This window comes from Georgenia sp. X1117, from assembly GCF_057784635.1.
Window position 1 is genome coordinate 2,297,996 of record NZ_CM173492.1, and the last position, 24,907, is coordinate 2,322,902.

Annotated in this window: 18 protein-coding genes; 10 read left to right on the top strand and 8 right to left on the bottom strand. The window is 71.6% G+C overall.

Annotated features, from left to right (window positions below; translation table 11 throughout):
• Nucleotide 1 precedes the first annotated feature (1 nt).
• Genes AC3D3D_RS10585 through AC3D3D_RS10595 form a run of 3 tightly spaced genes read right to left on the bottom strand, consistent with a single transcriptional unit; the run spans nt 2 to nt 3,084 of the window.
• Nucleotides 2–1,327, bottom strand: coding sequence for an aspartate aminotransferase family protein (locus AC3D3D_RS10585; RefSeq protein ID WP_463662040.1), 1,326 nt, complete (start codon nt 1,325–1,327; stop codon nt 2–4).
• 9 nt (nt 1,328–1,336) lie between these two features.
• Nucleotides 1,337–2,281 carry an amidohydrolase family protein gene (locus AC3D3D_RS10590; RefSeq protein WP_463662041.1) on the bottom strand — a complete coding sequence of 315 codons (945 nt, stop codon included), beginning with the start codon at nt 2,279–2,281 and terminating at the stop codon, nt 1,337–1,339.
• A complete protein-coding gene (locus AC3D3D_RS10595) occupies nt 2,278–3,084 on the bottom strand; it encodes an IclR family transcriptional regulator (protein WP_463662042.1) in 807 nt (268 codons plus the stop codon). Before AC3D3D_RS10595 ends, AC3D3D_RS10590 begins: the two co-directional genes overlap by 4 nt.
• A 226-nt stretch (nt 3,085–3,310) precedes the next feature.
• Between AC3D3D_RS10595 and AC3D3D_RS10600 the strand changes: the two genes are divergently transcribed.
• The 4 genes from AC3D3D_RS10600 to AC3D3D_RS10615 all read left to right on the top strand — a co-directional run bounded on the left by AC3D3D_RS10600 (nt 3,311) and on the right by AC3D3D_RS10615 (nt 14,847).
• Complete coding sequence (locus AC3D3D_RS10600) at nt 3,311–6,145, top strand: sialidase family protein (RefSeq protein WP_463662043.1); 2,835 nt, start codon at nt 3,311–3,313, stop codon at nt 6,143–6,145.
• A gap of 137 nt (nt 6,146–6,282) precedes the next feature.
• The gene (locus AC3D3D_RS10605; protein ID WP_463662044.1) at nt 6,283–10,515 is read left to right on the top strand and encodes a sialidase family protein; all 4,233 of its coding nucleotides are present in this window, start codon (nt 6,283–6,285) and stop codon (nt 10,513–10,515) included.
• A gap of 277 nt (nt 10,516–10,792) precedes the next feature.
• Entirely contained in the window at nt 10,793–13,861 is a 3,069-nt protein-coding gene (locus AC3D3D_RS10610; RefSeq protein ID WP_463662045.1) for a sialidase family protein, read from the top strand.
• A gap of 167 nt (nt 13,862–14,028) precedes the next feature.
• Nucleotides 14,029–14,847, top strand: coding sequence for a serine hydrolase domain-containing protein (locus AC3D3D_RS10615; RefSeq protein ID WP_463662046.1), 819 nt, complete (start codon nt 14,029–14,031; stop codon nt 14,845–14,847).
• On the opposite strand, the gene AC3D3D_RS10620 is transcribed toward AC3D3D_RS10615, so the two are convergent.
• The 4 genes from AC3D3D_RS10620 to AC3D3D_RS10635 form a co-directional block, all read right to left on the bottom strand.
• A complete protein-coding gene (locus tag AC3D3D_RS10620; RefSeq protein WP_488511973.1) occupies nt 14,817–15,209 on the bottom strand; it encodes a hypothetical protein in 393 nt (130 codons plus the stop codon). The genes AC3D3D_RS10615 and AC3D3D_RS10620 overlap by 31 nt on opposite strands.
• Before the next feature lie 198 nt (nt 15,210–15,407).
• Nucleotides 15,408–15,599: a hypothetical protein gene (locus AC3D3D_RS10625; RefSeq protein ID WP_463662048.1), complete on the bottom strand. Its 192-nt coding sequence runs from the start codon at nt 15,597–15,599 to the stop codon at nt 15,408–15,410.
• 154 nt (nt 15,600–15,753) lie between these two features.
• Nucleotides 15,754–16,425, bottom strand: coding sequence for a hypothetical protein (locus AC3D3D_RS10630; RefSeq protein ID WP_463662049.1), 672 nt, complete (start codon nt 16,423–16,425; stop codon nt 15,754–15,756).
• 167 nt (nt 16,426–16,592) lie between these two features.
• On the bottom strand, nt 16,593–17,384 hold the full coding sequence (locus AC3D3D_RS10635; protein ID WP_463662050.1) for an exodeoxyribonuclease III: 792 nt from the start codon (nt 17,382–17,384) through the stop codon (nt 16,593–16,595).
• A 183-nt stretch (nt 17,385–17,567) separates the two neighbouring features.
• Between AC3D3D_RS10635 and exaC the strand changes: the two genes are divergently transcribed.
• From exaC to fbaA, 5 genes are all read left to right on the top strand, one after another.
• Nucleotides 17,568–19,091, top strand: a complete 1,524-nt coding sequence (exaC, locus tag AC3D3D_RS10640) for an acetaldehyde dehydrogenase ExaC (protein ID WP_463662051.1) — start codon at nt 17,568–17,570, stop codon at nt 19,089–19,091.
• Nucleotides 19,092–19,210: 119 nt separating this feature from the next.
• Complete coding sequence (locus AC3D3D_RS10645; RefSeq protein ID WP_463662052.1) at nt 19,211–19,621, top strand: DUF779 domain-containing protein; 411 nt, start codon at nt 19,211–19,213, stop codon at nt 19,619–19,621.
• Between the two features lie 112 nt (nt 19,622–19,733).
• Nucleotides 19,734–20,318 carry an orotate phosphoribosyltransferase gene (gene pyrE / locus AC3D3D_RS10650; protein WP_463662053.1) on the top strand — a complete coding sequence of 195 codons (585 nt, stop codon included), beginning with the start codon at nt 19,734–19,736 and terminating at the stop codon, nt 20,316–20,318.
• A gap of 7 nt (nt 20,319–20,325) precedes the next feature.
• Nucleotides 20,326–21,063, top strand: a complete 738-nt coding sequence (locus tag AC3D3D_RS10655; RefSeq protein ID WP_463662054.1) for a TrmH family RNA methyltransferase — start codon at nt 20,326–20,328, stop codon at nt 21,061–21,063.
• Nucleotides 21,064–21,165: 102 nt separating this feature from the next.
• A complete protein-coding gene (gene fbaA / locus AC3D3D_RS10660; protein WP_463662055.1) occupies nt 21,166–22,188 on the top strand; it encodes a class II fructose-bisphosphate aldolase in 1,023 nt (340 codons plus the stop codon).
• A gap of 170 nt (nt 22,189–22,358) precedes the next feature.
• Here the strand turns inward: fbaA and cysK are convergent, their stop codons facing one another.
• Nucleotides 22,359–23,321 (bottom strand): cysteine synthase A, encoded by a 963-nt coding sequence (gene cysK / locus AC3D3D_RS10665; RefSeq protein WP_463662056.1) that lies wholly within the window; start codon nt 23,319–23,321, stop codon nt 22,359–22,361.
• 199 nt (nt 23,322–23,520) lie between these two features.
• Between cysK and AC3D3D_RS10670 the strand changes: the two genes are divergently transcribed.
• Nucleotides 23,521–24,807: an adenylosuccinate synthase gene (locus AC3D3D_RS10670; protein WP_463662057.1), complete on the top strand. Its 1,287-nt coding sequence runs from the start codon at nt 23,521–23,523 to the stop codon at nt 24,805–24,807.
• Nucleotides 24,808–24,907 lie beyond the last annotated feature (100 nt).

Genomic DNA, 24,907 nt, shown 5'->3' on the forward strand with positions numbered 1-24,907 from the left:
GTCAGGCGCGCGCCCCCGCGCTCGAGAGGAGCCCCTCGCGCGCCATCGCGCCGAGGACCTCCTCGGCCTGGCTGAGGGTGCGGTCGACGTGGCTCTCGGTGTGCGCGAGCGAGATGTGGTTCCGCTTGAGCGCCATCGGGTACATGAAGGAGCCCTTGTCGATCATGCGGCGGTGGAAACCGGCGTAGGCCTCGTCGTCGTTGCGCAGCAGGTCGCGGTAGCCGCGGACCTCGCCGTCGAGGAAGTAGGGGATGAACACCGAGCCGATGCCGGTGATCCGGGCGGGGACGTCGAGGTCGTCGGTGATCGACTGGAGCCCGGTGCGCATGCGGTCGCCGAGGCGGTTGACGTGGCCGTAGAAGTCGACCGCGGGGTCCTTGAGGACCTCGATGGTGGCGATCGCGGCGGCCGAGGAGGCGGCGTTGCCGTTGAACGTGCCCGCGAGCATGACCGTTCCGCCGGCGGGGGTGAACTGTGACATCAGCTCTCTGCTGCCGGCCAGGCCGGCGATCGGGAAGCCGTTGCCCATCGCCTTGCCGAAGGTGGTGAGGTCGGGGGTGACGCCGCAGATCTCCTGGTAGCCGCCGAGCGCGTGCCGGAAGCCGGAGATGACCTCGTCGAAGATGAGCACGCTCCCGTGCTTGCGGGTGATCTCGCGCAGGCCCTCGAGGAAGGACTGCTCGGGCAGGAGCGCGCCGACGTTGTGCGGGACCGGCTCGAGGATGACGGCCGCGATCTGGTCGGGGTGGGCGGCGAAGTGCTCCTCGACCGAGGCGAGGTCGTTGAACTCGGCGACGAGCGTGTGGTCGACGGCGTCGTCGAGGATGCCCGAGGAGTTCGGGTCGCGCTTCCACGCCAGGTCCGGCGGGGAGATGACGTTGCGGGCGATGGCGTCGTAGGAGCCGTGGAAGCAGCCCTGGAACTTGAGGATGTAGGGGCGGTCGGTCGCGCCGCGGGCGAGGCGGACGGCCTGGAACGTCGCCTCCGAGCCGCTCATGGTGGTGATGACCATCTCGGCGCTGGGGATGGCGTCGACGAGGAGCCGCGCGAGCTCCACCTCGAGCTCGGTGGTGCCGAGCCCGATGAGGTCGATGTCGGCGACGGCGCGGGTCACGGCGTCGTTGACGCGCTCGTCGCCGTGGCCGAGCAGGATCGCGCCGAAGGCGGCGTGGTAGTCGGTGTACTCGCCACCGTCCATGTCGGTGATGGTCGCGCCGCGCGCGGACCTCCACGCCCAGGGCGCGCCGATGCGCCGGGTCGCGGAGTTCACCCCACCGGGGATGATGCGCTCGGCTTCCTCGGCGAGGCGGCGGGAGACGGATGTCACGGGGTGCTCCTAGGTGTCGGTGCGTGCGTGCAGGTCGGTGGGCGGGGTGGGGGAGGTGGTGGTGGGGGTGGTGTCCGCCCGGGGCGTGTCCGCCGCGGCGGCGGGGACGCGGGGGGCGCGCAGGCCGAGCATGGTCAGCGCGTCGCAGCCGATGATCCGCTCGACGGTCTCCTCGGCGACGGTGGGCAGGTTCCCGGCCCGGAACCGGGCGACGGCGCGCAGGTTCTCGAGGGCCTGGGCCGGGGTCCACAGCGGGTAGTCCGAGCCGAAGACGAGCTTGTCGACGGTGCCCCACTCCTGCGCGCCGACGAGCGCGAAGAAGGCGTCCATCGGCCGGGAGGGGACGCCGGAGACGTCGGCGAAGACGCGGCGGTTCTTGCGCAGCACCACGTTGGCGTCGCGCTGCCAGGGGTGGCCCATGTGGGCCATCACCTGCGTGAGGTCGGGGTGGCGGCGGGCGACCTCGTCGACGACCATCGGCTGGCTCACCGCGAGCCGGCCGATCGGGCTGGGCGTGGCGCCCATGTGCCACAGGGCGACCATGCCGTGGTCCGTCAGCCGCGTGTAGAACTCGTCGAAGGCGGGGTCGAGCGGGTCGAAGAGCGAGAGGACGGGGTAGAGCTTGACGCCCTGGAAGCCCAGCCCGATCGCCTCGTCGAGCTGGTCGCGCCAGTCGGCGTCGAGCGGGTCGATCGCGCAGAACGGGATCGCCGGGGTCTGCATCCGCGAGACGAAGTCGGCGACGAAGGTGTTCGGCGTGCGCACGCCGGCCTGCGAGGCCGCGAGGCCGAAGACGACCGCGACGTCGACGCCCGCCTCGCGCATGACCCGGTCGTAGGACTCGGGGGTGACGACGGGGTACGGCTCGCCGCCGTAGGCGCCCTGCCAGTGGTCCTCGTGCTCGTGGCCCCAGTGCTCGGGCTGGTGGCAGTGGCTGTGGACGTCGATGATCACGCGGGCACCACCTTGTTGTGCAGGCGGGCGTGCGCGGCCTCGAAGCCCGGCACGGCCACGAGCTCGGCCGCCGCCGAGGTGAGGACGGGCAGGAGCTCGGTGCGCTCCTCGGGGCCGAGCTCGCCGCTGGGGGCGGAGACCGACAGCGCCAGCGTGGGGGAGTCCGTGGTGGGCAGCAGGACGGCCATGCAGGTGACGCCGCGGTTGCGCTCCTCGTCGTCGAGGCTGTACCCGGCCGCGCGGATCCTTGCCAGCTCGTCGACGATGCCGGCGCGCGTGGTGATGGTGCGCGAGGTCCAGCTCTCGTAGGGCTCCGAACGCGGCAGGTGCGGGTCGATCTCGTCCTCAGGGAGCACCGACATGAGGAGCTTGCCCAGGCCGGTGCAGTAGGCGTGGTCGAGGGTGCCGCCGGTGGCGAAGCGCAGCGCCCGGTCGGGCTCGGCGACGTGCAGGTGCATGACCGAGGGGCCCTCGAGCATGCCGAGGTTCGCGGTGAATCCCACCGAGTCGGCGAGCCGGCTGAGGACGGGGGCGGTCACCTCCGCCATGCTCGGCGGCCGGTAGCCCTCGGCGATCTCGTGGACGGCATGGCCGATCGAGTAGGCGGGGTGCTCACCTGAGCGTCGCACGAAGCCTTCGTCCTCCATGACGTTGAGCAGCCGGACCACGGTCGACTTCGGCAGGTCGAGCTCCGAGGCGACCACCGCCAGCGTGAGCGGGGTGCGTGCGCTGCCGAGCAGTCGCAGGATCGCCAGGGCTCGGTTGAGCCCCTGCGAGTGATACGACTTGGCACGCTGTTCCATGTCGGCACGGTAGATGAGCATCGGCGACATGGAAACAGGTTTCATGTTACGGCTCTGTCACGCGACATGAAACGCCCGCGCTGCCGCCCCTCGTCGGCGAGTGAGCACTTTTCTGCCTGGCGAGTGAGCGGGTCACGATCGCGTCACGGGACATGGCACTCTCGACATGGAATGGCGGTCCATGCTCGGATGACCAGGTCAGCGCCAGGCAAAGGAGCCGCACGTCATGACCCACCCTCGAGCAAGGACCAGCCCATCTGGTCGCGACCCACAGCCGGAAGCCGCCGCGGGAGACCGCCACCGCCGGCGGCTCGGCGTCGTCACCGGCGCGCTCGCCGCCCTCACCCTGGCGCTCGCGCCCGGCGTCGTCGCATCGGGAACGCCGGCCGCCGCCGCACCCGCGGACGGGACGGTGCGGACCTTCGACGACGAGCCGCTCGGCGCACCGCCCGAGGACTGCGGGGTCATCGGCGACGTCACCGTGGCCGAGGCCGCGTTCGGCGGTGCCGCCGAGACCAACCGGGCGATGCGCCTGGTCGACGCCAGCAGCGACGTCTACACCCGCGCCTGGTGCGCCTACCCCCAGAGCGAGGAACGCTCCGTCTCCTACCGCTTCTCGCCGGCGCAGCTCGACGCCGGCCCGTACGTGGCCATCCAGGGTGCGCCCGGCACGAGCGCCAACGGGGTCTGGCGCTTCACCTTCAACCGGGCGGGCGACGACATCCGCATCGCCGCCTACGACGGGTCCTCCTTCGGCGACGTCGGCATCGTGGCCGACGGCGCAGCCCTGGGCGAGTGGGTCGACGTGACGATCAACGCCACCACCGACCGCGCCGAGCTCGTCGTCAACGGCGTCCGTTTCGAGACCGACCGCCGCAACGCACCCTCGCCCACGATGGGCGACGTCTTCTTCGGGTCCGCCGGCCAGAGCGCCGTCGGCGTCGACTACTACATCGACGACCTCGCCGTCTCGGACGAGCTCCCCGACGACGCCTTCGCCGGCATTCCCGTCGAACCGCTCGCCGACGACTTCGTCGACGCCGGCGAGGCCGCCGACGTCCCGGTGGCGCGCTTCCAGCTCCCCGAGGGGGCCGACGCCGCCGACTTCACGGCGGAGTCCACGTGGCAGGGGGAGACGATCCCCATGACGTCGAGCGGACCGGACCGCGACGGCTGGGTCACCCTGTCGATGACGCACGACTTCCACGAGGGGGACAGCGGCATCCTCGGCACGGTCGTCATCGGGCCCGACGGCGTCGAGTCCATGGCGCGGCAGTCGGTCACCGTGACCTCGAGGGTCCGTCCCGACGTCGTCATCGCGACGGCCGACGGCGAGGAGCGGCCGTTCTTCCCCGAGGTCGCGAGCCTCGACGACGGCCGCCTCGTCACGGTCTACTACTGGGCCAACGAGCACTCGCCGGGCGACACCGGCGGCGAGCCCGGGGAGATCCGGTGGACCGAGAGCGCCGACGGCGGGCAGACCTGGTCGGAGCCGCGGGTCATCGTCAACTCGCCGGCGGACGACCGCGACCCACAGATCACGCAGCTGCGCGACGGGACGATCGTCCTCACCTGGTTCCAGACCGACTGGACCAACTACCCCGACGAGGCCGCCACGATCACCGGCACCTATGTGTCGCGTTCCGAGGACGGGGGCGACACGTGGTCCGAGCCGGCGCTCGTGGGCTCGGAGATGAGCTGCGGCTGCGGTCCGCGCAGCGGCCACTACTACCTCGGCTGGTCCGCCGAGTCCGGCAACGTCATCGAGCTTGACGACGGTGACCTGCTCGTCCCCCTGTACGGGACGCTGCCCGACGCCGCGCTCGGCCGCGCCAGCGTGGTGCGCAGCACCGACGGCGGCCGGACCTGGCCCGTGGAGAACGAGGTGATGATCCCCGCCGAGCCTGGGGTCGGCCTCTCCGAGATCGAGGTCGCCGACCGCGGCGACGGGCACCTCACGGCGGTCATCCGCCCGGGCATGGTCAGCGACTCCTACGACGGCGGACGCACGTGGTCCGTCGCCACGACGGTCCCGTGGAGCATGCAGGCGCCGGACCTCCTCTCGCTGCCCGGCGACGAGCTGCTGCTCACCTACGGCGGCAGCGACTACGGCTCGAACGAGCCGGTCATCGGCCGGCTCCTGAGCGGCGACGAGGCGTGGACCGACACCGAGGCCGTCCTGCTCTACCTCTCGCGGCAGAACGTCGACCAGGGCGACCCGAGCTCCGCCGTCGTCAGCGAGCACGAGTACCTCACGGTCAGCTACGACACGAACATCAACGCGGTCGTCGGCACCTTCAGCTCGAGGAGCGACTACCGCGACGACCCGGCCCCCGAGCCCGAGCCCGAGCCCGAGCCGGAGCCGGAGCCGGAGCTGCCGGCGCCGGGTCGTGGGTTCTTCCTCAACGACGGGTGGGACGCGACCGCGGACCACGTCTTCGCGTACGGCCGCTCGGGTGACGAGGTCCTCGTCGGTGACTGGGACGGGGATGGTTCGGACACCCTCGCGGTGCGTCGGGGGAACCGGTACTTCCTCAACAACACCCTGGTGGGCGGTAACGCGGACGTGGAGCTCGGCTTCGGCCGCGCGGACGACACGGTCCTGGTCGGTGACTGGGACGGCGACGGCGTGGACACCTTCGCGATCCGCCGAGGAAACGCCTACTTCCTGACCAACACGCACGAGGGTGGCGATGCGGAGGTCGAGCTGAACTACGGCCGCTCCGGGGACGAGGTCCTCGTCGGTGACTTCGACGGCGACGGCTCGGACACCTTCACGGTTCGCCGGGGCAACCGGTACTTCATTAACAACAGCCTCACCGGCGGTCGCGCGGACGCCGAGCTCGGCTACGGCCGGGCCTCGGACGACGTGGTCGTGGGTGACTGGGACGGCGACGGCACTGACACCTTCGCGGTCCGTCGCGGCAACCTCTACCTGGTCTCCAACTCGCTGACCTCGACGGTCGCGGAGATCGAGCAGCGCTACGGCCGCGCCTCGGATGAGGTCTTCGTCGGCGACTGGAACGGCGACGGCACCGACACCCTCGGCATCCGCCGCTGACGCCCCCGACGTCGCGGATCCCGACCGTCCCCCCACGGACAGCACGACCAGCACACGCAAGGCGGCGCGCTCCCGGCACGGATCACCGGTCCGTGCCGGCAGCGGCCGCGCAACGGAAGGCAAAGGAGAGCCACGAGATGACCCATCCTCGAGCCAGTTCCCCGCCCGGCGGCCGACGACGACGTCGGAAGAAGCTGGGCGTCCTCACCGGAGCGCTCACCGCGCTCGCGCTCGCCGTCGTGCCCGCCGCAGTCGCGCCGGGATCGACCGCCGTCGCCGCACCCGCGGACGGGACGGTGCGGACCTTCGACGACGAGCCGCTCGGCGAACCCCCGGCCGACTGCCGAATCATCGGTGACGTCACCGTCGCCGAGGCCGCCTTCGGCGGGGCCGCCGAGACCAACCAGGCGATGCGCGTCGTCGACGACAGCAACGAGGTCTACACCCGCGCGTGGTGCGACTACCCGCAGTCAGAGGAGCGCTCGGTCTCCTACCGGTTCTCCCCGGCGCAGTTCGACGCCGGGCCCTACGTGGCCATCCAGGGCGCGCCCGGCACGAGCGCCAACGGCGTCTGGCGCTTCACCTTCAACCGGGCGGGCGACGACATCCGGATCGATGCCTACGACGGCTCCAGCTTCGCCACCGTCGCCACGGTGACCGGCGGCGCGGCCCTCGGCGAGTGGGTGGACGTGACCATCAACGCCACGACCGAGCGGGCCGAGCTCATCGTCAACGGCGTCCGTTTCGAGACCGACCGCCGCAACGCGGCCTCGCCGACCATGGGAGAGATCTTCTTCGGGTCCGCGGGCCAGAGCGCCGTCGGCGTCGACTACTACATCGACGACCTCGCGGTCTCGGGCGAGCTCCCCGACGACGCCTTCGCCGGCGTCACGATCGAGCCGACCTTCGACGACGAGGGCCTGACCCGGGGCACGGAGGTCGTCGACGCCGCGGTCGGACGCTTCCAGCTTCCCGAGGGGGCGTCGGTCGAGGACTACTCGGCCGAGGTGCAGTGGGGCGAGGAGACGATCCCTGCCGTCCTCAGCGGCCCCGACGCCGAGGGGTGGGTCACCGTCTCGGTGACGCACACCTTCGAGCGGGCGGGGGCGAGCACCATGCGCACCGTCGTCACCGACGCCGGCGGGGCGAGCTCCGTGGGCGAGCAGCTGATCACGGTCTCCGGGGACCTGTCGACGCTGACCTTCGAGGACACCGAGGTCGGCGCCCTGCCGCCCGACTGTTCCGTCCTCGACGGGTACCTCGCCGGGGGCGTGAGCGACGAGATGGCCTCCGAGGGCAGCCGGTCGCTGCGGCTGCAGGACACCAGCGAGACGGCGGCGGTCGGCCTGACCTGCACGACCACCGAGCAGCAGGGCGCCTACCTGGCGTTCGACATCCACCCGCAGTCGGTGCAGGGCCTGACCGTCGACATCATCGGCGACTCGCTCATCCCCACCGGCCAGCCGGCCAACTCCCTCTTCCGCCTCTCTGTGCGCGCCGACGGCAGCATCCAGTGGTACGAGCAGTGGACCGCGTCCTGGCGCGAGGTCGCCCCGGCCGGCACCGTCACCCTCGGTGAGTGGTCCCGGCTCGAGCTGGCGGTGCCCGACGACGAGGCCGCCGTCCGGGTGAGCCTCGACGGCGAGTACGTCGGCACCGGCGGCCCCACGATCGGCAACAACTCCAGCTCGACCAACGAGATCACGGCGGTCACCGGCATCGCGCTGACCACCGGCGCCGTCGGCGCAGGGGCCGTGCAGGACGACGTCTTCATCGACGACCTCACCTTCGGCGCGGCGGAGGACACCCCGGCCGACGCGGTCGGCACCGCGCCGTTCCACGTCAGCGGCACGACGACGGTCGACGCCAGCGGCGAGCAGGTCGGCTTCCCCAACCCGGCGGTGGTCGTGCCGAACGCCGACGGCGTCAACCGCCTCCTCATGCCGTACTCCGCGCACGAGGACGACGACGACCAGGCGGGCTTCCTCGTCAGCGCCTCGGACGACGGCGGCGAGAGCTGGTACCTCGACGACGCGGCGAACCCGATGCCGGACACCACGGGGTTCCAGCTCACCAGGCTGCGCAGCGGCGAGGTGCTCGCGGTCAACTTCCACGCCTACATGAACGAGGGGACCGACAACCGGGAGGCCCTGATGGAGACCGCGGTCTCCGACGACGGCGGGGCCACCTGGACCCACCGGGACGGCACCCTGACGACGCCGGAGCCGATGCGACCCATCGGCAACTCGGAACGACCAGGGACCACCCTGGCCGGACTGGTCCCGCTGCACACGGTCGTCGAGGACCCCGACGGCACGCTCTACATGGCGGCCTACGGGTACTACGAGGGTGACGAGGGCTTCCGTCAGGTCGTCCTCGTCTCCGAGGACGGCGGAGTGAACTGGGACGTCCGGGCGACGGTCGCCGAGGCCGACCCGGAGCAGATCGACATCCAGGCCTACGAGGGACCCGCCGAGGGCGCGATCGAGCGGCTCGCCGACGGCTCGCTGCTCATGGTCATGCGCGTCGGGTGGCGGCTGCCGATGATCGCCTCGTACTCGACCGACGACGGAATGACCTGGAGCGAGCCGGAGCAGATCGAGGTCGGGCCCGAGGGGCGCGAGCTCCACAGCGTCCAGCCCACGATGGAGCTGCTGCCCACCGGTGAGCTGCTGCTCATGGTGGGTCGGCCCGGGATCGTCATGACGATGTCGGAGTCCGGGCTCGGTGACGACTGGTCCACCCCGGTCGGCATCGACTACGTCAACAGCGAGAACGGCGCCTTCACCGTGCTCGACCCGACCAACATCATCGTCGCCGGTGACCGTGGGCGGGCCGCGCCCTGGGAGATCTGGTCGCGGCAGGTCGGCGTCGACCCCTCCTGCGAGGAGACGATCAGCGGGGCGCACGACGGTCCCGTGACCGCGGGTGCCGGCGGGCTGTGCCTGGTGGATGCGGAGGTCGACGGCGACGTCACCGTCTCCGACGGCGGGCGGCTGCTCGTCCAGGACTCCGTGGTCACCGGGGACGTGAGCACCGACGGCGCCTCGACCGTGGGCATCTGCGGCGCGCAGGTCACCGGCTCGGTGAGCCTGGTCGGCGGCACCGCCAACGTCTCGATCGGCGACACGGTCAGCGGCTGCGCCTCGTCCACGATCGACGGGTCGCTCAGCGTCAGCGGCACCGCCGGCGCCGTGGTGCTCGACCGCTCGCAGGTGGGTGGCGACGTGGCTCTGTCCGGGAACAGCAGCGTGCAGGAGACCGTCCTCGCGGGGCTCGTCGTCGACGGGAACCTGGACTGCACGGACAACGCCGTGGCCCCGACGGACGCCGGGGTTGCGATGACCGTGGCCGGCCTGAGCATGGGGCAGTGCGGCGACGACGAACCGCCGGTCGATCCCGAGGTCGTCGAGCCGGCAGACGTCACGTTCACGGACGAGGACGGCACGGCCGACGACACGTACACGGTGCCCGAGGTCGAGGGCGTGGAGTACCTGCTCGGCGAGGAGGTTGTGGCCGCCGGCACATACCCCGGTGAGGGGACCGTGACGATCACGGCTCGCGCGAAGGCGGGCTTCGAGCTCGCCGAGGGGGCGACGACCGAGTGGTCGCACACCTTCGACGCCAGCGAGGAGCCGGGGCCCGACCCGGAGCCGGAGCCCGAGCCGGAGCCGGAGCCGGAGCTGCCGGCGCCGGGTCGTGGGTTCTTCCTCAACGACGGGTGGGACGCCACGGCGGACCACGTGTTCGCCTATGGCCGTAGTGGGGATGAGGTCCTCGTGGGTGACTGGGACGGGGACGGTTCGGACACCCTCGCGGTTCGCCGCGGGAACCGGTACTTCCTCAACAACACCCTGGTCGGTGGGAACGCGGACGTCGAGCTCGGCTTCGGCCGAGCTACGGACACGGTCCTGGTGGGTGATTGGGACGGCGATGGCGTGGACACGTTCGCCGTGCGTCGCGGGAATGCCTACTTCCTCACCAACACCCACGAGGGTGGCGATGCGGAGATCGAGCTGCGGTACGGCCGTGCCGGAGACGAGGTCCTCGTCGGCGACTATGACGGCGATGGTGTGGACACCTTCACCGTCCGTCGTGGGAACCGGTACTTCATCTCCAACTCGCTCACCTCCGGCTGGGCGGACTCCGAACTCGGCTACGGTCGCGCCTCGGACGACGTCGTGGTCGGTGACTGGGACGGGGACGGGGCGGACTCCTTCGCGGTCCGCCGCGGGAACCTCTACCTGGTGTCCAACTCGCTGACCTCGACCCGTGCGGAGATCGAGCAGCGCTACGGCCGCGCCAGCGACGAGGTGTTCGTCGGCGACTGGAACGGCGACGGCACCGACACCCTCGGCATCCGCCGCTGACAGATCGGAGGGTGCCGACCCGCCACCGTCCCTGTGGCGAGTGAGCACTTTTCTGCCTGACGAATGAGCACGGCCCGGTCCGCACGGACCGGGCCGTGCTCATTCGTCGGACCACTTTCCGCTCACTCGCCGGTCCGTTCTCTGCTCACTCGCGAGGCGGGGCAGGGGCTCACCCGTCGAAGATCACGATCGCGTTACGCGACATGACACCCTCGACATGGAACGGCGGTCCATGCTCGGATGTCCAGGTCAACGGTAGGCAAAGGAGCCAGACGTCATGACCCACCCACCAGTCAGTACCCACCGTTCCGCCCGGCGCCGGAGGACGGGCGCCGCCGCGGGAACGCTCGCGGCCCTCGCCCTGGCGCTCGTGTCGGGCGTGGTCTCCCCGGGGTCGGAGGCCGCCGCGGAACCCGCGGTCGACGCCGATCCCACGCGGCTGACCTTCGAGTCCGACGAGGTCGGCGCGGTCCCCGAGCAGTGCGCCACGCTCGACGACCACCTGCCGGCCGCCGTGAGCGACGAGATCGCCGCCGAGGGGGACCACTCGCTCCGGCTCCAGGACACGAGCGCCGAGGCCGCCGTGGGAGTGACCTGCGCCGTCGAGCCCCAGCAGGGCGCCTATGTCTCCCTCCAGGTCAACCCGCAGGCCGCGGAGGGCTTCACCGTCGACCTCGTCGGTGAGTCGCTCGTCGACACCGGCCACCCCGCCAACGCCCTGTTCCGCCTCTCGGTGCGCGCCGACGGCAGCATCGAGTGGTACGAGCAGTGGACCGGCCGCTGGTTCCAGCTCGCCCCGGCCGGCACCGTCCCGCTGGAGAGCTGGACCCAGGTCGAGCTGTCGGTGCCGAGCGACAACGCCGCCCTGCGGGTGACCGTCGACGGCGAGTACGTCGGCTCCGCCGGGTCCACGATCGGCAACAACTCGGGTCAGCACAACGAGATCACCGCGCTGACCGGCCTCTCCCTGTCGACCGGCGCCAGCGGCGCGGAAGCCGCCGTCGACGACGTGTTCGTCGACGACATCACGTTCGCCACCGCGGACCAGACCCCGCCCGAGGCCGTCGGCACCACCCCCTTCGATCTGGGGGAGGAGGTGACACTCGACGACACCGGCGAGCAGGTCGGCTTCCCCCTCGGGGGCATCCTCGCGCCCACCGACGACGGCGGCGACCGGATCCTCATCCCCTACTCGGGCCACGAGGACGCGATCGACGCGTCCGGCTTCCTCATCGGCGCCTCGGACGACGACGGCGCGTCCTGGTACAGCGGTGAGGACTTCAACCCGATGCCGGACGCCTCGGGCATCACGCTCACCCGCCTGCGCAACGGCGACATCATCTCGATCAACTACAACGCCTTCATGAACGAGGGGACCGACAACCGCGAGGCCCTCGTCGAGACCGCCGTCTCCTCCGACGGCGGCGTGACCTGGACCCAGCGCGCGGGCACCCTGACGACGCCGGAGCCGATGCGTCCGATCGGAGACTCCTCCCCGCGCCCGGGGACGACGCTGGCGGGCTTCGTCCTCCTGCACACCCTGCTCGAGGACCCCGACGGCACGCTCTACATGTCGGCCTACGGCTACTACGAGGGCGACGAGAAGTACCGGCAGGTCCTCCTCGTCTCCCACGACGGCGGCATCGACTGGGAGGTCGCCGGCACCGTCGCGGAGGCCGACCCGGAGCTGGTCGACACCCAGGGCTACGATGGCCCCAGCGAGGGCGCGGTCGAGCGGCTCGCCGACGGCTCGCTCATCATGGTCATGCGCACCGGCTGGCACCTGCCGATGATCTACTCCCGGTCGACCGACGACGGCGCGACGTGGAGCGAGCCGGAGCAGATCGAGGTCGGCCCGGGCGGTCAGGAGCTGCTCAGCGTCCAGCCCACGATGGAACGCCTCCCCTCCGGCGAGCTCATGCTCATGGTGGGTCGGCCCGGCCTGGTGATGACGATGTCGGAGTCCGGGATGGGCGACGACTGGTCCGTCCCGGTCGGCGTCCACTACGCCAACTCCGAGAACGGCAGCTTCACGATGCTCGACCCGACCACCACCGTCGTGGCCGGCGACGACGGCCGCGTGGAACCGTGGCGGGTCTGGTCGCGCCAGACCACCGTCGACCCGGACTGCGAGCAGACGATCAGCGGGGCGCACGACGGCCCCGTGGTGGCCGGCGCAGGTGGGCTGTGCCTGATCGACGCGGAGGTCGACGGCGACGTCACCGTCTCCGACGGCGGCCGGCTCGTCGTCCAGGACTCGACGGTCACCGGAGACGTGTCCACCGACGGCGCCTCGGGCGTCGCCATCTGCGGCACCGAGGTCACCGGTGCCGTCAGCCTGGTGGGGACGACCGGCTTCGCCTCGGTCGGCGACACGACCAGCGCCTGCGCCTCCTCGACGATCGACGGGTCGCTGACCGTCAGCGGCACCACGGGCCCCGTGTCCCTGGACCGATCGACCATCACCGAGGACGTCACGCTCGTCGGCAACAGCAGTGCCGAGGAGACCGTCCTGGCCGGGATCACCGTCGACGGGAACCTCGACTGCACCGACAACGCGGCCGTCCCGACCGACTCCGGCGTCCCGACGACCGTCGCGGGCCTGAGCACGGGGCAGTGCGGCGATGACGAGGTGCCAGACCCGGACCCCGAGCCGGAGCTGCCGGCGCCGGGTCGTGGGTTCTTCCTCAACGACGGGTGGGACGCGACGGCGGACCACGTCTTCGCGTACGGCCGCTCGGGTGACGAGGTCCTCGTCGGTGACTGGGACGGGGACGGTTCGGACACTCTCGCGGTTCGCCGCGGGAACCGGTACTTCCTCAACAACACGCTGACCGGTGGGAACGCGGACGTGGAGCTGGGCTTCGGCAGAGCCACGGACACGGTCCTGGTGGGTGACTGGGACGGCGACGGCGTGCACACCTTCGCCGTGCGCCGGGGGAACGCCTACTTCCTCACCAACACCCATGAGGGTGGCGATGCGGAGGTCGAGCTGCGGTACGGCCGTGCCGGTGACGAGGTACTGGTCGGTGACTTCGACGGCGACGGCGCGGACTCCTTCACCGTTCGTCGTGGGAACCGGTACTACATCAACAACTTCCTGACCGGTGGGAACGCGGACGCGGAGCTGGGCTACGGCCGCGCGTCGGACGACGTGGTCGTGGGTGACTGGGACGGTGACGGCGTCGACACCTTCGCGGTGCGCCGCGGGAACCTGTACCTGGTCTCCAACAGCCTGACCTCGACGCGTGCGGAGATCGAGCAGCGCTACGGCCGGGCCAGCGACGAGGTGTTCGTCGGTGACTGGAACGGCGACGGCACCGACACTCTCGGCATCCGCCGCTGACAGATCGGAGGGTGCCGACCCGCCACCGTCCTCGTGGCGAGTGAGCACTTTTCTGCCTGACGAATGAGCGCTGCCCGATCCGTACGGACCGGGCAGCGCTCATTCGTCGGACCATATTCCGCTCACTCGCCGGGCTGGATCCCGCTCACTCGTGACACGCTGGCGGGGTGGCTACCTACCCCGCACTGGACCGGTTCGAGTTCGAGACGACGCTCATCGTCGCCACACGGGAGGGCGGCGTCGTCTCCACCGACGGCGACGTCGAGCGCGTCTTCCCGTGGAAGTCGGTCACCAAGCTGCTCACCGCGACGGCGGCGCTGATCGCCGTCGAGGCCGGTCACCTCACCCTCGACGAGCCGGCCGGCCCCGAGGGATCCACCGTCCGCCACCTCCTCGCCCACGCCTCCGGCCTGCCGATGGACGCCGGTGGACCCACGCAAGCACCGGAGAAGCGGCGCGTCTACTCCAACCTCGGTTTCGAGACCCTCGGCGAGCTCGTCGGCGAGCGGACCGGGATGCCGATCAACGACTGGGTGCGCAGCCAGGTCGTCGACCCGCTCGGCCTGACGTCCCTCGTCGCCGAGGGCAGCTGCGCCCACGGCTACTCGGGCTCGACGGCGGACCTCATGACCTACGGCTTCGAGCTCCTCGACCCCGAGCTGGTCTCACCCGACCTGCACGCCGAGGCCACCGCGACCGTCTTCCCCGGGCTCTCCGGTGTGCTCCCCGGCTTCGGGCGACAGACGAACAACGACTGGGGCCTGGGCTTCGAGGTCCGCGCCGACAAGGACCCCCACTGGACCGGTCCGAGCGTCGCGCCACTCACCTTTGGCCACTTCGGCCAGTCGGGCTCGTTCCTGTGGATCGACCCCACGCGCGGCGCCTCGGCGGCCTTCCTCGGTGACCGGCGGTTCGACACCGAGGTCCACGGCGTCATCTGGCCCGAGCTCAACGCTCAGGTCGTCGACAGGCTTGACCGGGGCTGATCGCCGGCGGGCGGACGGGCCAGCAGGGGCACGACGCACAACCAGATCACCGCGATGGTCTGCCCGACGACGGACAGCACGTACATCGTGCCCACCAGGATCGAGACCGGGCCGAGCAGCGCGACCACCCCGCAGATGTAGCCCGTGCCATGTGAGAACTCCCTGACGAAGCCGGCCTCCGAGAGCGTGCGGGTGGCGCCGAGGACGATGAGACCGAGTCCGACGGTCGGTCCGTAGAGCCACGCCGCGGTGGCGACCACACCCAGGCCGACGGCGACGACACGGTCGGCGCGGTCCTCGACGAAGAGGGGGGTGCCCCACGCAGCCGCGGCTGCCACCACCAGGGCGGATGTGCCGATCATGGCGCCGAGCGTGGCGAGGTGGTGGCTGGTCCCATCGGGGCGGACCTTGTGGAGCCATTGGCCGGCCGTCAGTCCGACCATGCCGAAGGGGATCGCGGCCGCGAGGGACGCTGCCGCCGTCCCGACCCACGGTCCCTGCGCGGCGCCGTCCCACTGGGGCACCCAGTCGTCCGGAAAACGGGTGCTGGGGGTCTGGCGTCATAGCTCTTCCAGGAGCGAGGGCGACAGCGGGGACAGCGTCCACGTCGACCCGACGCCGAGGCCCACGGTGACCGCGATGAAGGTCGCGATGAGGCCGACCCCGGCGGCCAGGGCCCAGGCCGCGACGGGCAGGCCGCCCGAGTCGCCGTTGCGCAAGGTGTCCCATTCGTCGTCGGGGATGATCCGCACCGACGGTAGGGAACGCTGTCATCCCTCTCAAGGTCGTCGACGGGGCAGTTGTGCCTGGTCAGCACTCCACGCTGCCTCGTCGACGTGGAGCGTGTGGGCGGGGAGACCCGCACGCGGCCGGGCTCATGAGCCCGGCTCCGTCACCCGGGACGGTTCAGAAGGCCCGGCCGGAGTAGCGGGGCATGAGCATGAGCCACACGAGGCACGCGACCTGGCCGACGACCGCGATCCCGATCCCGATGGCGAAGAGCAGGGTGATGGGGGTGAGGAGCGCGACCACGCCGGCTGCCTTCCCGAGGCCGGCCCGCACCGGTCCGATGTCGTGCTCCGGCCGTAGCGACCAGACCGCGGCGGTGCACATGAGCCCGATGCCCACGGTCAACGGGAAGGCCCACAGCACCATGATGACGAGGAAGAACGTCTCCTCGACGTGGGGTGTCTCGTAGTTCACGTAGTCGCTGAACAACGGGATCCAGCCCAGCACGGCACCGAGAGTGGCCGCCGGGCCGGCGATCATGGCGCCCGCGCCGGCCGCGTCGGGCAGTCCGGATCGGTCGCCCCACGACCGCAGCACCGTGCGCAGGCGCATGCCCATGATGGCCAGCACGGTGCCGAGCCCGAGCATCACCGGCGGGAGGAACACCGAGGGGTAGACGAACCGGTAGCTCTCGGCCGCCGACTCCGTCGGCCGCCAGAGGAAATCTCTGATCTGACTGCTGGGCCCGAACAGCAGGAAGAACGAGAGGACGGCCAGCACGAGCGCGAGGATCGCCCAGCTGCCGGGCGAGGCGCCGGTGTCCGGATCCTCGGAGTGAGGGACGCTCACGGAGTTCTCCCGACGCAGGTGAGAGGGGTACCCCCACAGGATATGTGGAGCGCCGCTACGGCGGTCCGATACGGCCGGCGAGCCGGGGTGCAATCAAGTCTCTCCGCGTCCCGAGTCCCGCGTCCCGGGCCCTGAGCGACCCCGTCAGCGCCTCACCGCCCCACCGGTCAGCCCGCGAGGTCGAGGTCGACGATCACCGGTGCGTGGTCCGAGGCCCCCTTGCCCTTGCGCTCCTCGCGGTCGATGGCGGCGCCGGTCACCTGAGCGGACAGCGCGGGGGAGGCGTAGACGAAGTCGATGCGCATGCCCTCGCGCTTGGGGAAGCGGAGCTGCTGGTAGTCCCAGTACGTGTACTGACCCGGAGTGTGCTCGCGCGTGACCTCCGCGTACCCGGCCTCCTCGAAGGCGGCGAAGGCGGCCCGCTCGGGCGGGGTCACATGGGTCTTGCCCTCGAAGAACTCCATGTCCCACACGTCCTCGTCCAGGGGCGCCACGTTCCAGTCGCCCATGAGCGCGATCCGGCGCTCTCCGCCGGCGTCGAGCCACCCGCGCGCGACGTCCTTGAGGGTGTCCAGCCACTGCAGCTTGTAGGCGTAGTGCGGGTGGTCGATCTCGCGCCCGTTGGGCACGTACAGGCTCCACACCTCGACGCCGCCGCACGTCGCTCCGATCGCGCGCGCCTCGGCCACCGGCGGGTCGCCGAACTCCGGCATCCCCGGGAAGCCGACGGCGACGTCGTCGAGCCCCACCCGCGAGGCGACGGCCACGCCGTTCCACTGGTTGAGCCCGTGCATCGCCACCTCGTAGCCGGCCTCCTCGAGGGCGGCCATGGGGAACTGCTCCGGCTTGCACTTGAGCTCCTGCATCGCCAGGACGTCGACGTCCTGACGCTCGAGGAAGGCGACGACCCGGTCGATCCGGGTCCGGACGGAGTTGACGTTCCAGGTGGCGATCCGCATGACCATCACGCTAGCGCCCCGCAGGGACAGGGCCCCGACGACGAGACATGCCCCCGACGACGAACCCCGCCCGTGCTCATCGGTGCACGTTGACCGACGGCCCTGCCGATTCGTCCGCTTCGTGCCTATGCTCGTGAGACCCGCCACGCCGACGTGGCACCGACGTCGAAGGAGCCGCCTCCCATGACCGTCTACGCAGCACCCGGAGCCCCGGACAGCCTGGTCTCGTACCGCTCCCGCTACGACCACTGGATCAACGGCGAGTACCGCGCCCCCGTCAACGGCCGGTACTTCGAGAACCCGAGCCCGCTCACCGGCAAGACCTTCACCGAGGTCGCCCGCGGCGACGCCGACGACATCGAGGCCGCCCTCGACGCCGCCCACGCCGCCGCGCCCGCCTGGGGGCGCACCACCGCCGCCGAGCGCGCGGTCATCCTCAACAAGATCGCCGACCGCATCGAGGAGAACCTCGAGGAGATCGCCGTCGCCGAGACCTGGGAGAACGGCAAACCGGTGCGCGAGACGCTGGCCGCCGACATCCCGCTGGCGATCGACCACTTCCGCTACTTCGCCGGGGCCATCCGCGCCCAGGAGGGCAGCATCACCGAGATCGACAACGACACGGTCGCCTACCACTTCCAGGAGCCGCTGGGCGTCGTCGGGCAGATCATCCCGTGGAACTTCCCCATCCTCATGGCGGTGTGGAAGCTCGCCCCGGCCCTGGCCGCCGGCAACGCGATCGTGCTCAAGCCCGCCGAGCAGACCCCGGCGTCGATCCTCTACCTGGTGGAGAAGATCGCCGACCTGCTCCCGCCGGGCGTCCTCAACGTCGTCAACGGGTTCGGCGCCGAGGCCGGCAAGCCGCTCGCCTCCAACCCGCGCATCCGCAAGATCGCCTTCACCGGCGAGACGACGACCGGCCGGCTGATCATGCAGTACGCCAGCCAGAACATCATCCCGGTCACCCTCGAGCTCGGCGGCAAGAGCCCGAACATCTTCTTCTCCGACGTCGCCCAGGCCAAGGACGACTACTACGACAAGGCCCTCGAGGGCTTCACCATGTTCGCGCTCAACCAGGGCGAGGTCTGCACGTGCCCCTCGCGCGCGCTGGTCTCGGACGACATCTACGAGTCCTTCATGGCCGACGCGATCGAGCGCACCCGTCAGGTCAAGCTCGGCAACCCGCTGGACACCGACACCATGGTCGGCGCCCAGGCCAGCAACGACCAGCTCGAGAAGATCCTGTCCTACATCGACATCGGCAAGCAGGAGGGCGCCAAGATCCTCCTCGGCGGCGAGCGGGTCGAGCACGACGGCGACCTCGCCGAGGGGTTCTACGTCGCCCCGACGATCTTCGAGGGCCAGAACTCGATGCGGATCTTCCAGGAGGAGATCTTCGGCCCCGTGGTCTCGGTGGCCCGCTTCTCCGGGTTCGACGACGCGATCTCCATCGCCAACGACACCCTCTACGGCCTCGGCGCCGGCGTGTGGTCCCGCGAGGCCACCACCTGCTACCGGGCGGGCCGGGCCATCCAGGCCGGCCGGGTGTGGACGAACACCTACCACCAGTACCCGGCGGGCGCGGCGTTCGGCGGGTACAAGGGCTCGGGCATCGGGCGCGAGAACCACCAGATGATGCTCGACCACTACCAGCAGACGAAGAACCTCCTGGTCAGCTACGCGCCCAAGCGGCTCGGGTTCTTCTAGACACCCAGACCGGCCCGTCCGGGGCCCGCCGGCCGCCCCCCTCGCGACGCCGGCGGCCCCGGACGGGCCACCTCGCAGGCGGGCGCCCGGCCCGGTCCGGGCGCCCGGAAGGAGGCACCATGTCCACCGAACGAGTGACGCACACCGAGGCGGCCGCGGCGATGCTCCGCCAGCTGCGGGCCACCCACGGCGAGCTGATGTTCCACCAGTCCGGCGGCTGCTGCGACGGGTCCTCGCCCATGTGCTACCCGCTGGGCGACTTCCTCACCGGCGACGCCGACGTCCACCTCGGGGACCTCACCGTCCAGGTCGACGAGGGCGCCGGCGGCGACGCGGAGACGTTCACGGTGCCGGTGTGGATGAGCCGCAGCCAGTTCGAGTACTGGCAGCACACCCACCTGACCATCGACGTCGTGCCCGGTCGCGGCGCCGGCTTCTCCCTCGAGGCGCCCGAGGGCGTGCGGTTCCTCATCCGCTCGCGCCTGTTCAGCGACGCCGAGACCGAGGACCTCGTCCCGCTCGGCAGCTGACGGAGCTGACGGGCCGGTCGGCCGCGCGGCGTCGGCGCGGCCGGCTCGTCGGCGCGGGCTGCTCGACGGCGGCGCGTCGGCCGGGCCGGCGGGGGTCGATATCCTCGGGCGCATGAGCGAGACCTCCTCCGCGCCCAACGACTCCCAGCGCGCCCGCCTGGCCGCCTTCGTCGCCGACCTCGCCGTCGTGCACGGCCACGTCGTGCTCTCCTCGGGCAAGGAGTCCGACCACTACGTCGACATGCGGCGCGTGACCCTGCACCACGAGGCGGCGCCGCTGCTCGGTCACGTCCTGCTCGACCTCCTCGAGGAGGAGGGCCTGGGGATCGGCGAGATCGACGCCGTCGGCGGCCTCACGCTCGGCGCCGACCCGGTGGCGCTGTCCGTCCTGCACGCCGCGGCCAGCCGGGGCCAGGGCCTGGATGCGTTCGTCGTCCGCAAGGAGGCCAAGGCGCACGGCATGCAGCGGCGGATCGAGGGCCCGGACATCCGCGGCCGCCGCGTCGTCGTCCTCGAGGACACCTCGACCACCGGGGGCTCGGTGCTGACCGCCGCCCACGCCGTCGCGGAGGCGGGCGCCGAGATCGCCGGGGTGGTCGTCGTCCTCGACCGCGGCACCGGTGCGCGCGAGGCCGTCGAGGAGGCCGGCTACCGCTACATCAACGCCCTCGACCTCAGCGACGTCGGGCTCGCCTGACCCCGGCGTGAGTCACGCCCGACCGCCCCGCGAGGGCGCGGACCTCCCTGACCTGGGCGGCGTCGACGCCGTCCCCACCTTCCCTGGCCCCGCCGCCACCGACCCCGACCCCACGACCCCCGACGTCGAGGAGGACGCGCCCGGGCGCAGCGTCGGCGTCGGGCCCTGGGAGGGCGACCCGCCCGCGGACCCGCGCCTCGACCCCGAGCTGCTCGCCGACGGCGACCGGCGCAACGTGGCCGACCACTACCGCTACTGGAGCGTGGCCGCGATCCGCGCCGACCTCGCCGCCCGCGCGCAGCCGCTGCACCTCGCCCTGCTCAACACGGGCCGCGACCTCAACATCGGTTCCCTCGTGCGCACGGCCAACGCCTTCAACCTCGCCTCGGTGCAGATCGTGGGCCGGCGCCGGTGGAACCGCCGCGGCGCCATGGTCACCGACCGGTACCTGACGATCGAGCACCGCCCCGACGCCGACGCCCTCCTGGCGTGGGCGCGCGGGCTCGGCCTGGCCGTCGTCGGGGTGGACAACCTGCCCGGCTCGGTCCCCCTGGAGGGGCTCGCCCTGCCGCGCGAGGCGGTGCTCGTCCTCGGCGAGGAGTCCGTCGGCCTGCCCGAGGACCTGGTCGGACGCTGCGACCTGCTCGTCGCCATCACCCAGCACGGCTCGACGCGGTCGCTCAACGTCGCCGCCGCGGGGGCCATCGCCATGCACGCCTGGATGACGCAGCACGCCACCGGCTGAACCGGCTGCCACCGACGCCGGACGGAAGGCCCGGACGCCGCGCGGCAGAAGGTGGGATGATCGGAGGCGTTACGGATCCGCTCAACGACCAGGAGGTCCACGATGCCCATCGCCACCCCCGAGGTGTACGTCGAGATGATCGACCGGGCGAAGTCCGGTGCGTTCGCCTACCCCGCCATCAACGTCACCTCCTCGCAGACGCTGACCGCAGCGCTGCGCGGGTTCGCCGAGGCCGAGTCCGACGGCATCATCCAGGTCTCGGTCGGCGGCGCGGAGTACGCGTCGGGCTCGACCGTCAAGGACCGGGTCGCCGGCTCGCTCGCCCTGGCCGCCTACGCCCGCGAGGTCGCCAAGGGCTACGGCGTCACCGTCGCCCTGCACACCGACCACTGCGCGGAGCAGAACCTCGACAGCTGGGTGCGCCCGCTGCTCGAGCTCGAGGCCGCCGAGGTCGCCGCCGGCCGTCCCGCCGCCTTCCAGTCGCACATGTGGGACGGCTCGACCGTCGACCTGGAGACCAACCTGCGCATCGCCGAGGAGCTCCTGGAGAAGTCCGTCGCCGCGCGCACGCTGCTCGAGATCGAGATCGGCGTCGTCGGTGGCGAGGAGGACGGCCACGAGGCCGAGATCAACGAGAAGCTCTACACCACGCCCGAGGACGGCCTGGCCACGGCCCGCGCGCTCGGCACCGGCGAGAAGGGCCGCTATCTCACGGCCCTGACCTTCGGCAACGTCCACGGCGTGTACAAGCCCGGCGCCGTCAAGCTCCGCCCCGAGCTCCTTGGCGAGATCCAGGAGGCCGTGGGCAAGGAGGTCGGCAAGGAGAAGCCGTTCGACCTGGTCTTCCACGGAGGCTCCGGCTCGACCGAGGACGAGGTGCGCACCGCCGTGCGCAACGGCGTCATCAAGATGAACATCGACACCGACACCCAGTACGCCTTCACCCGCCCCGTCGTGGAGCACATGTTCCGCAACTACGACGGCGTGCTGAAGATCGACGGCGAGGTCGGCAACAAGAAGCAGTACGACCCGCGCTCGTGGGGCAAGTCGGCCGAGGCCGGCATGGCCACGCGCATCGTCGAGGCCTGCGAGTGGCTCGGCTCCGCGGGCAAGAAGATCTCCTGACCCCGTAGCCGGCGCACCTTCGCGCCGGCCCCGCACGACGACGGCTCCCGCCCGGTCCGATCAGGCCCGGGCGGGAGCCGTTCGCTTGGTGGGGGCAGGACGTGGCGGACGTCCGCGCGTCGCGCGTGAGGCGTGGCGGGGGAGCGCGCAGGTCCCGTGCGGACCTGCGCTCAGCCCCGCGGGGCGCGCACGTGGTCGAACAGCTCGGCGGACACGTAGCGCTCACCGCCGTCGGGCAGGATCGCCACGATCGTCTGCCCGGCGTGCTCGGGGCGCCGCGCGAGCCGGGCCGCGGCGTGCAGCGCCGCTCCCGAGGAGACGCCCAGCAGCAGGCCCTCGGTGCGGGCCGCCCGGCGGGCCCAGTCGATGGACTCGTCCTGGGGGACGGTGACGATCTCGTCGATGAGCTCGAGGTCGGTGACCGGCGGGACCCCGTTGCCGCCGGTGATGCCCTGGATCTTGTGCGGCTGCCACTCGCCGCCGCTGAGCACCGGGGCCTCGGCGGGTTCGACCCCGACCAGGCGGACGGCCGGGTTCTTCGTGCGCAGGAACCGGCCCGCGCCGCTGAGCGTGCCGCCGGTACCGGTGGTGGCGACGAGGACGTCGACCTGCCCGCCGGTGTCCGCCCAGATCTCGGGGCCGGTCGTGGCCTCGTGCACGCCGGGGTTGGCGGGGTTGCCGCCCTGGCCCGAGAGGAACAGCGTCGGGTCCTCCTCGACGAGCCGGTTGGCGTGCTGGTTGGCCCCGGCCATGCCCAGCTCGCCGGGGGTGAGCACGAGCTCGGCACCGAAGGCGCGGATGAGGGCGCGGCGCTCGGCGGAGACGTCGTCGGGCAGGACGATGACCACCCGGTAGCCGAGCAGCGCACCGATCCACGCGAAGGCGATGCCCGTGTTGCCGCTCGTGGCCTCGAGGATCGTCCCGCCGGGGCGCAGGCGGCCGTCGGCCTCCGCGGCCCGCACGATCGACAGCGCCGTGCGGTCCTTGACGCTCGCGGCGGGGTTGGCGGTCTCGAGCTTGCCGAGGACGGTCGCCGGAGGGGGTGCGCCGTCGTCGTCGGCGAGCAGCCGGCCGATCCGCACCAGCGGGGTGCGGCCGACCAGGTCGATGGCGTTCTCGGCGATGAAGGTCATGGGGGCTCCTGTCGGAAGGTGGCTCCGATCAGGCTTCCACCGGGGGCGGGGCGCCGGGACCGCGCGTGGCCGACGTCCCGGATCGTGGATGGCCCCCGCCCGCCCCGGCGTCGGCGGCCGCGGGTACGCTCGAGCGGGCGTCGGGCCGACCGGCGGCCGTCCCGGCGCGGCCGGGACGCAGCGAGCGAGGGAGCAGGACATGCCGGCAGTCGTGGTCGTCGGGGCCCAGTGGGGCGACGAGGGCAAGGGCAAGGCCACCGACCAGCTCGGCAGCCGGGTCGACTACGTCGTCAAGTTCAACGGCGGCAACAACGCGGGCCACACCGTGGTCGTCGGCGACGAGAAGTACGCCCTCCACCTCCTGCCGTCCGGCATCCTCAGCCCCGGCGTCGTCCCGGTGATCGGCAACGGCGTGGTCGTCGACGTCGACGTCCTGTTCGAGGAGCTCGACGCGCTCGAGGCCCGCGGCGTGGACGTCTCCAAGCTCCGCGTCTCGGCGAACGCCCACCTCATCCCCAGCTACAACCGCACCCTCGACAAGGTCACCGAGCGCTTCCTCGGCAAGCGTCAGATCGGCACCACCGGCCGCGGCATCGGCCCCACCTACGCCGACAAGATGAGCCGCGTGGGCCTGCGCGTCCAGGACCTGTTCGACGAGTCGATCCTGCGGCAGAAGGTCGAGGCCGCCCTCGACTTAAAGAACCAGGTCCTCGTCAAGATCTACAACCGGAGGGCCGCCGAGGTCGACATCGTCGTCGACGAGCTGCTCGCCCACGCCGAGCGCCTGCGCCCGATGGTCACCGACGTCTCCCTCGAGCTCAACCGGGCCCTCGACGCCGGGCGCACCGTCCTGTTCGAGGCCGGCCAGGCCGCCATGCTCGACGTCGACCACGGCACCTACCCGTTCGTCACCTCTTCCTCGGCGACGGCGGGCGGCGCCAGCACCGGCTCGGGCATCGGGCCCACGCGCATCGACCGCGTCGTCGGGGTCATCAAGGCCTACACCACGCGCGTCGGCGAGGGGCCGTTCCCCACCGAGCTCCACGACGACATGGGTGAGCACCTGCGCAAGACCGGCGGCGAGTTCGGCGTGACGACCGGCCGCCCCCGCCGCACCGGTTGGTACGACGCGGTCATCGCCCGCTACGCCTCGCGCGTCAACGGGCTCACCGACCTCGTGCTCACCAAGCTCGACGTCCTCACCGGCCTGGAGAAGGTGCCGGTGTGCGTGGCCTACGAGATCGACGGCGAGCGGGTCGACGAGATGCCCGCCGACCAGTCGTCCTTCCACCACGCGACGCCGATCTACGAGGAGCTGCCGGGCTGGTGGGAGGACATCTCCCAGGTCCGCGCGTTCGACGACCTGCCGCAGGCCGCGCAGGACTACGTGCTCGCGCTGGAGGAGATGTCCGGGACGCGGATCTCCTCGATCGGCGTCGGGCCGGACCGCACGGCGACGATCGTGCGCCACGACCTGCTCGACTGAGCACCGGACCCCAGACGGGCTGAGCCCCGGACCCGACCGGGTCGTCGGAGGCGACCGCGGCGTCGGCTCCTTCTGCCGCGCGGCCGCAGCCCTCACACAC

Coding starts and splice junctions, on each gene's coding strand:
- AC3D3D_RS10600 (WP_463662043.1), top strand. CDS start 3,311: ATGACCCACCCTCGAGCAAGGACCAGCCCATCTGGTCGCGACCCACAG.
- AC3D3D_RS10635 (WP_463662050.1), bottom strand. CDS start 17,384: ATGCGGATCGCCACCTGGAACGTCAACTCCGTCCGGACCCGGATCGAC.
- exaC (WP_463662051.1), top strand. CDS start 17,568: ATGACCGTCTACGCAGCACCCGGAGCCCCGGACAGCCTGGTCTCGTAC.
- AC3D3D_RS10645 (WP_463662052.1), top strand. CDS start 19,211: ATGTCCACCGAACGAGTGACGCACACCGAGGCGGCCGCGGCGATGCTC.
- AC3D3D_RS10605 (WP_463662044.1), top strand. CDS start 6,283: ATGACCCATCCTCGAGCCAGTTCCCCGCCCGGCGGCCGACGACGACGT.
- cysK (WP_463662056.1), bottom strand. CDS start 23,321: ATGACCTTCATCGCCGAGAACGCCATCGACCTGGTCGGCCGCACCCCG.
- AC3D3D_RS10610 (WP_463662045.1), top strand. CDS start 10,793: ATGACCCACCCACCAGTCAGTACCCACCGTTCCGCCCGGCGCCGGAGG.
- pyrE (WP_463662053.1), top strand. CDS start 19,734: ATGAGCGAGACCTCCTCCGCGCCCAACGACTCCCAGCGCGCCCGCCTG.
- AC3D3D_RS10595 (WP_463662042.1), bottom strand. CDS start 3,084: ATGGAACAGCGTGCCAAGTCGTATCACTCGCAGGGGCTCAACCGAGCC.
- AC3D3D_RS10670 (WP_463662057.1), top strand. CDS start 23,521: ATGCCGGCAGTCGTGGTCGTCGGGGCCCAGTGGGGCGACGAGGGCAAG.
- fbaA (WP_463662055.1), top strand. CDS start 21,166: ATGCCCATCGCCACCCCCGAGGTGTACGTCGAGATGATCGACCGGGCG.
- AC3D3D_RS10620 (WP_488511973.1), bottom strand. CDS start 15,209: ATGATCGGCACATCCGCCCTGGTGGTGGCAGCCGCGGCTGCGTGGGGC.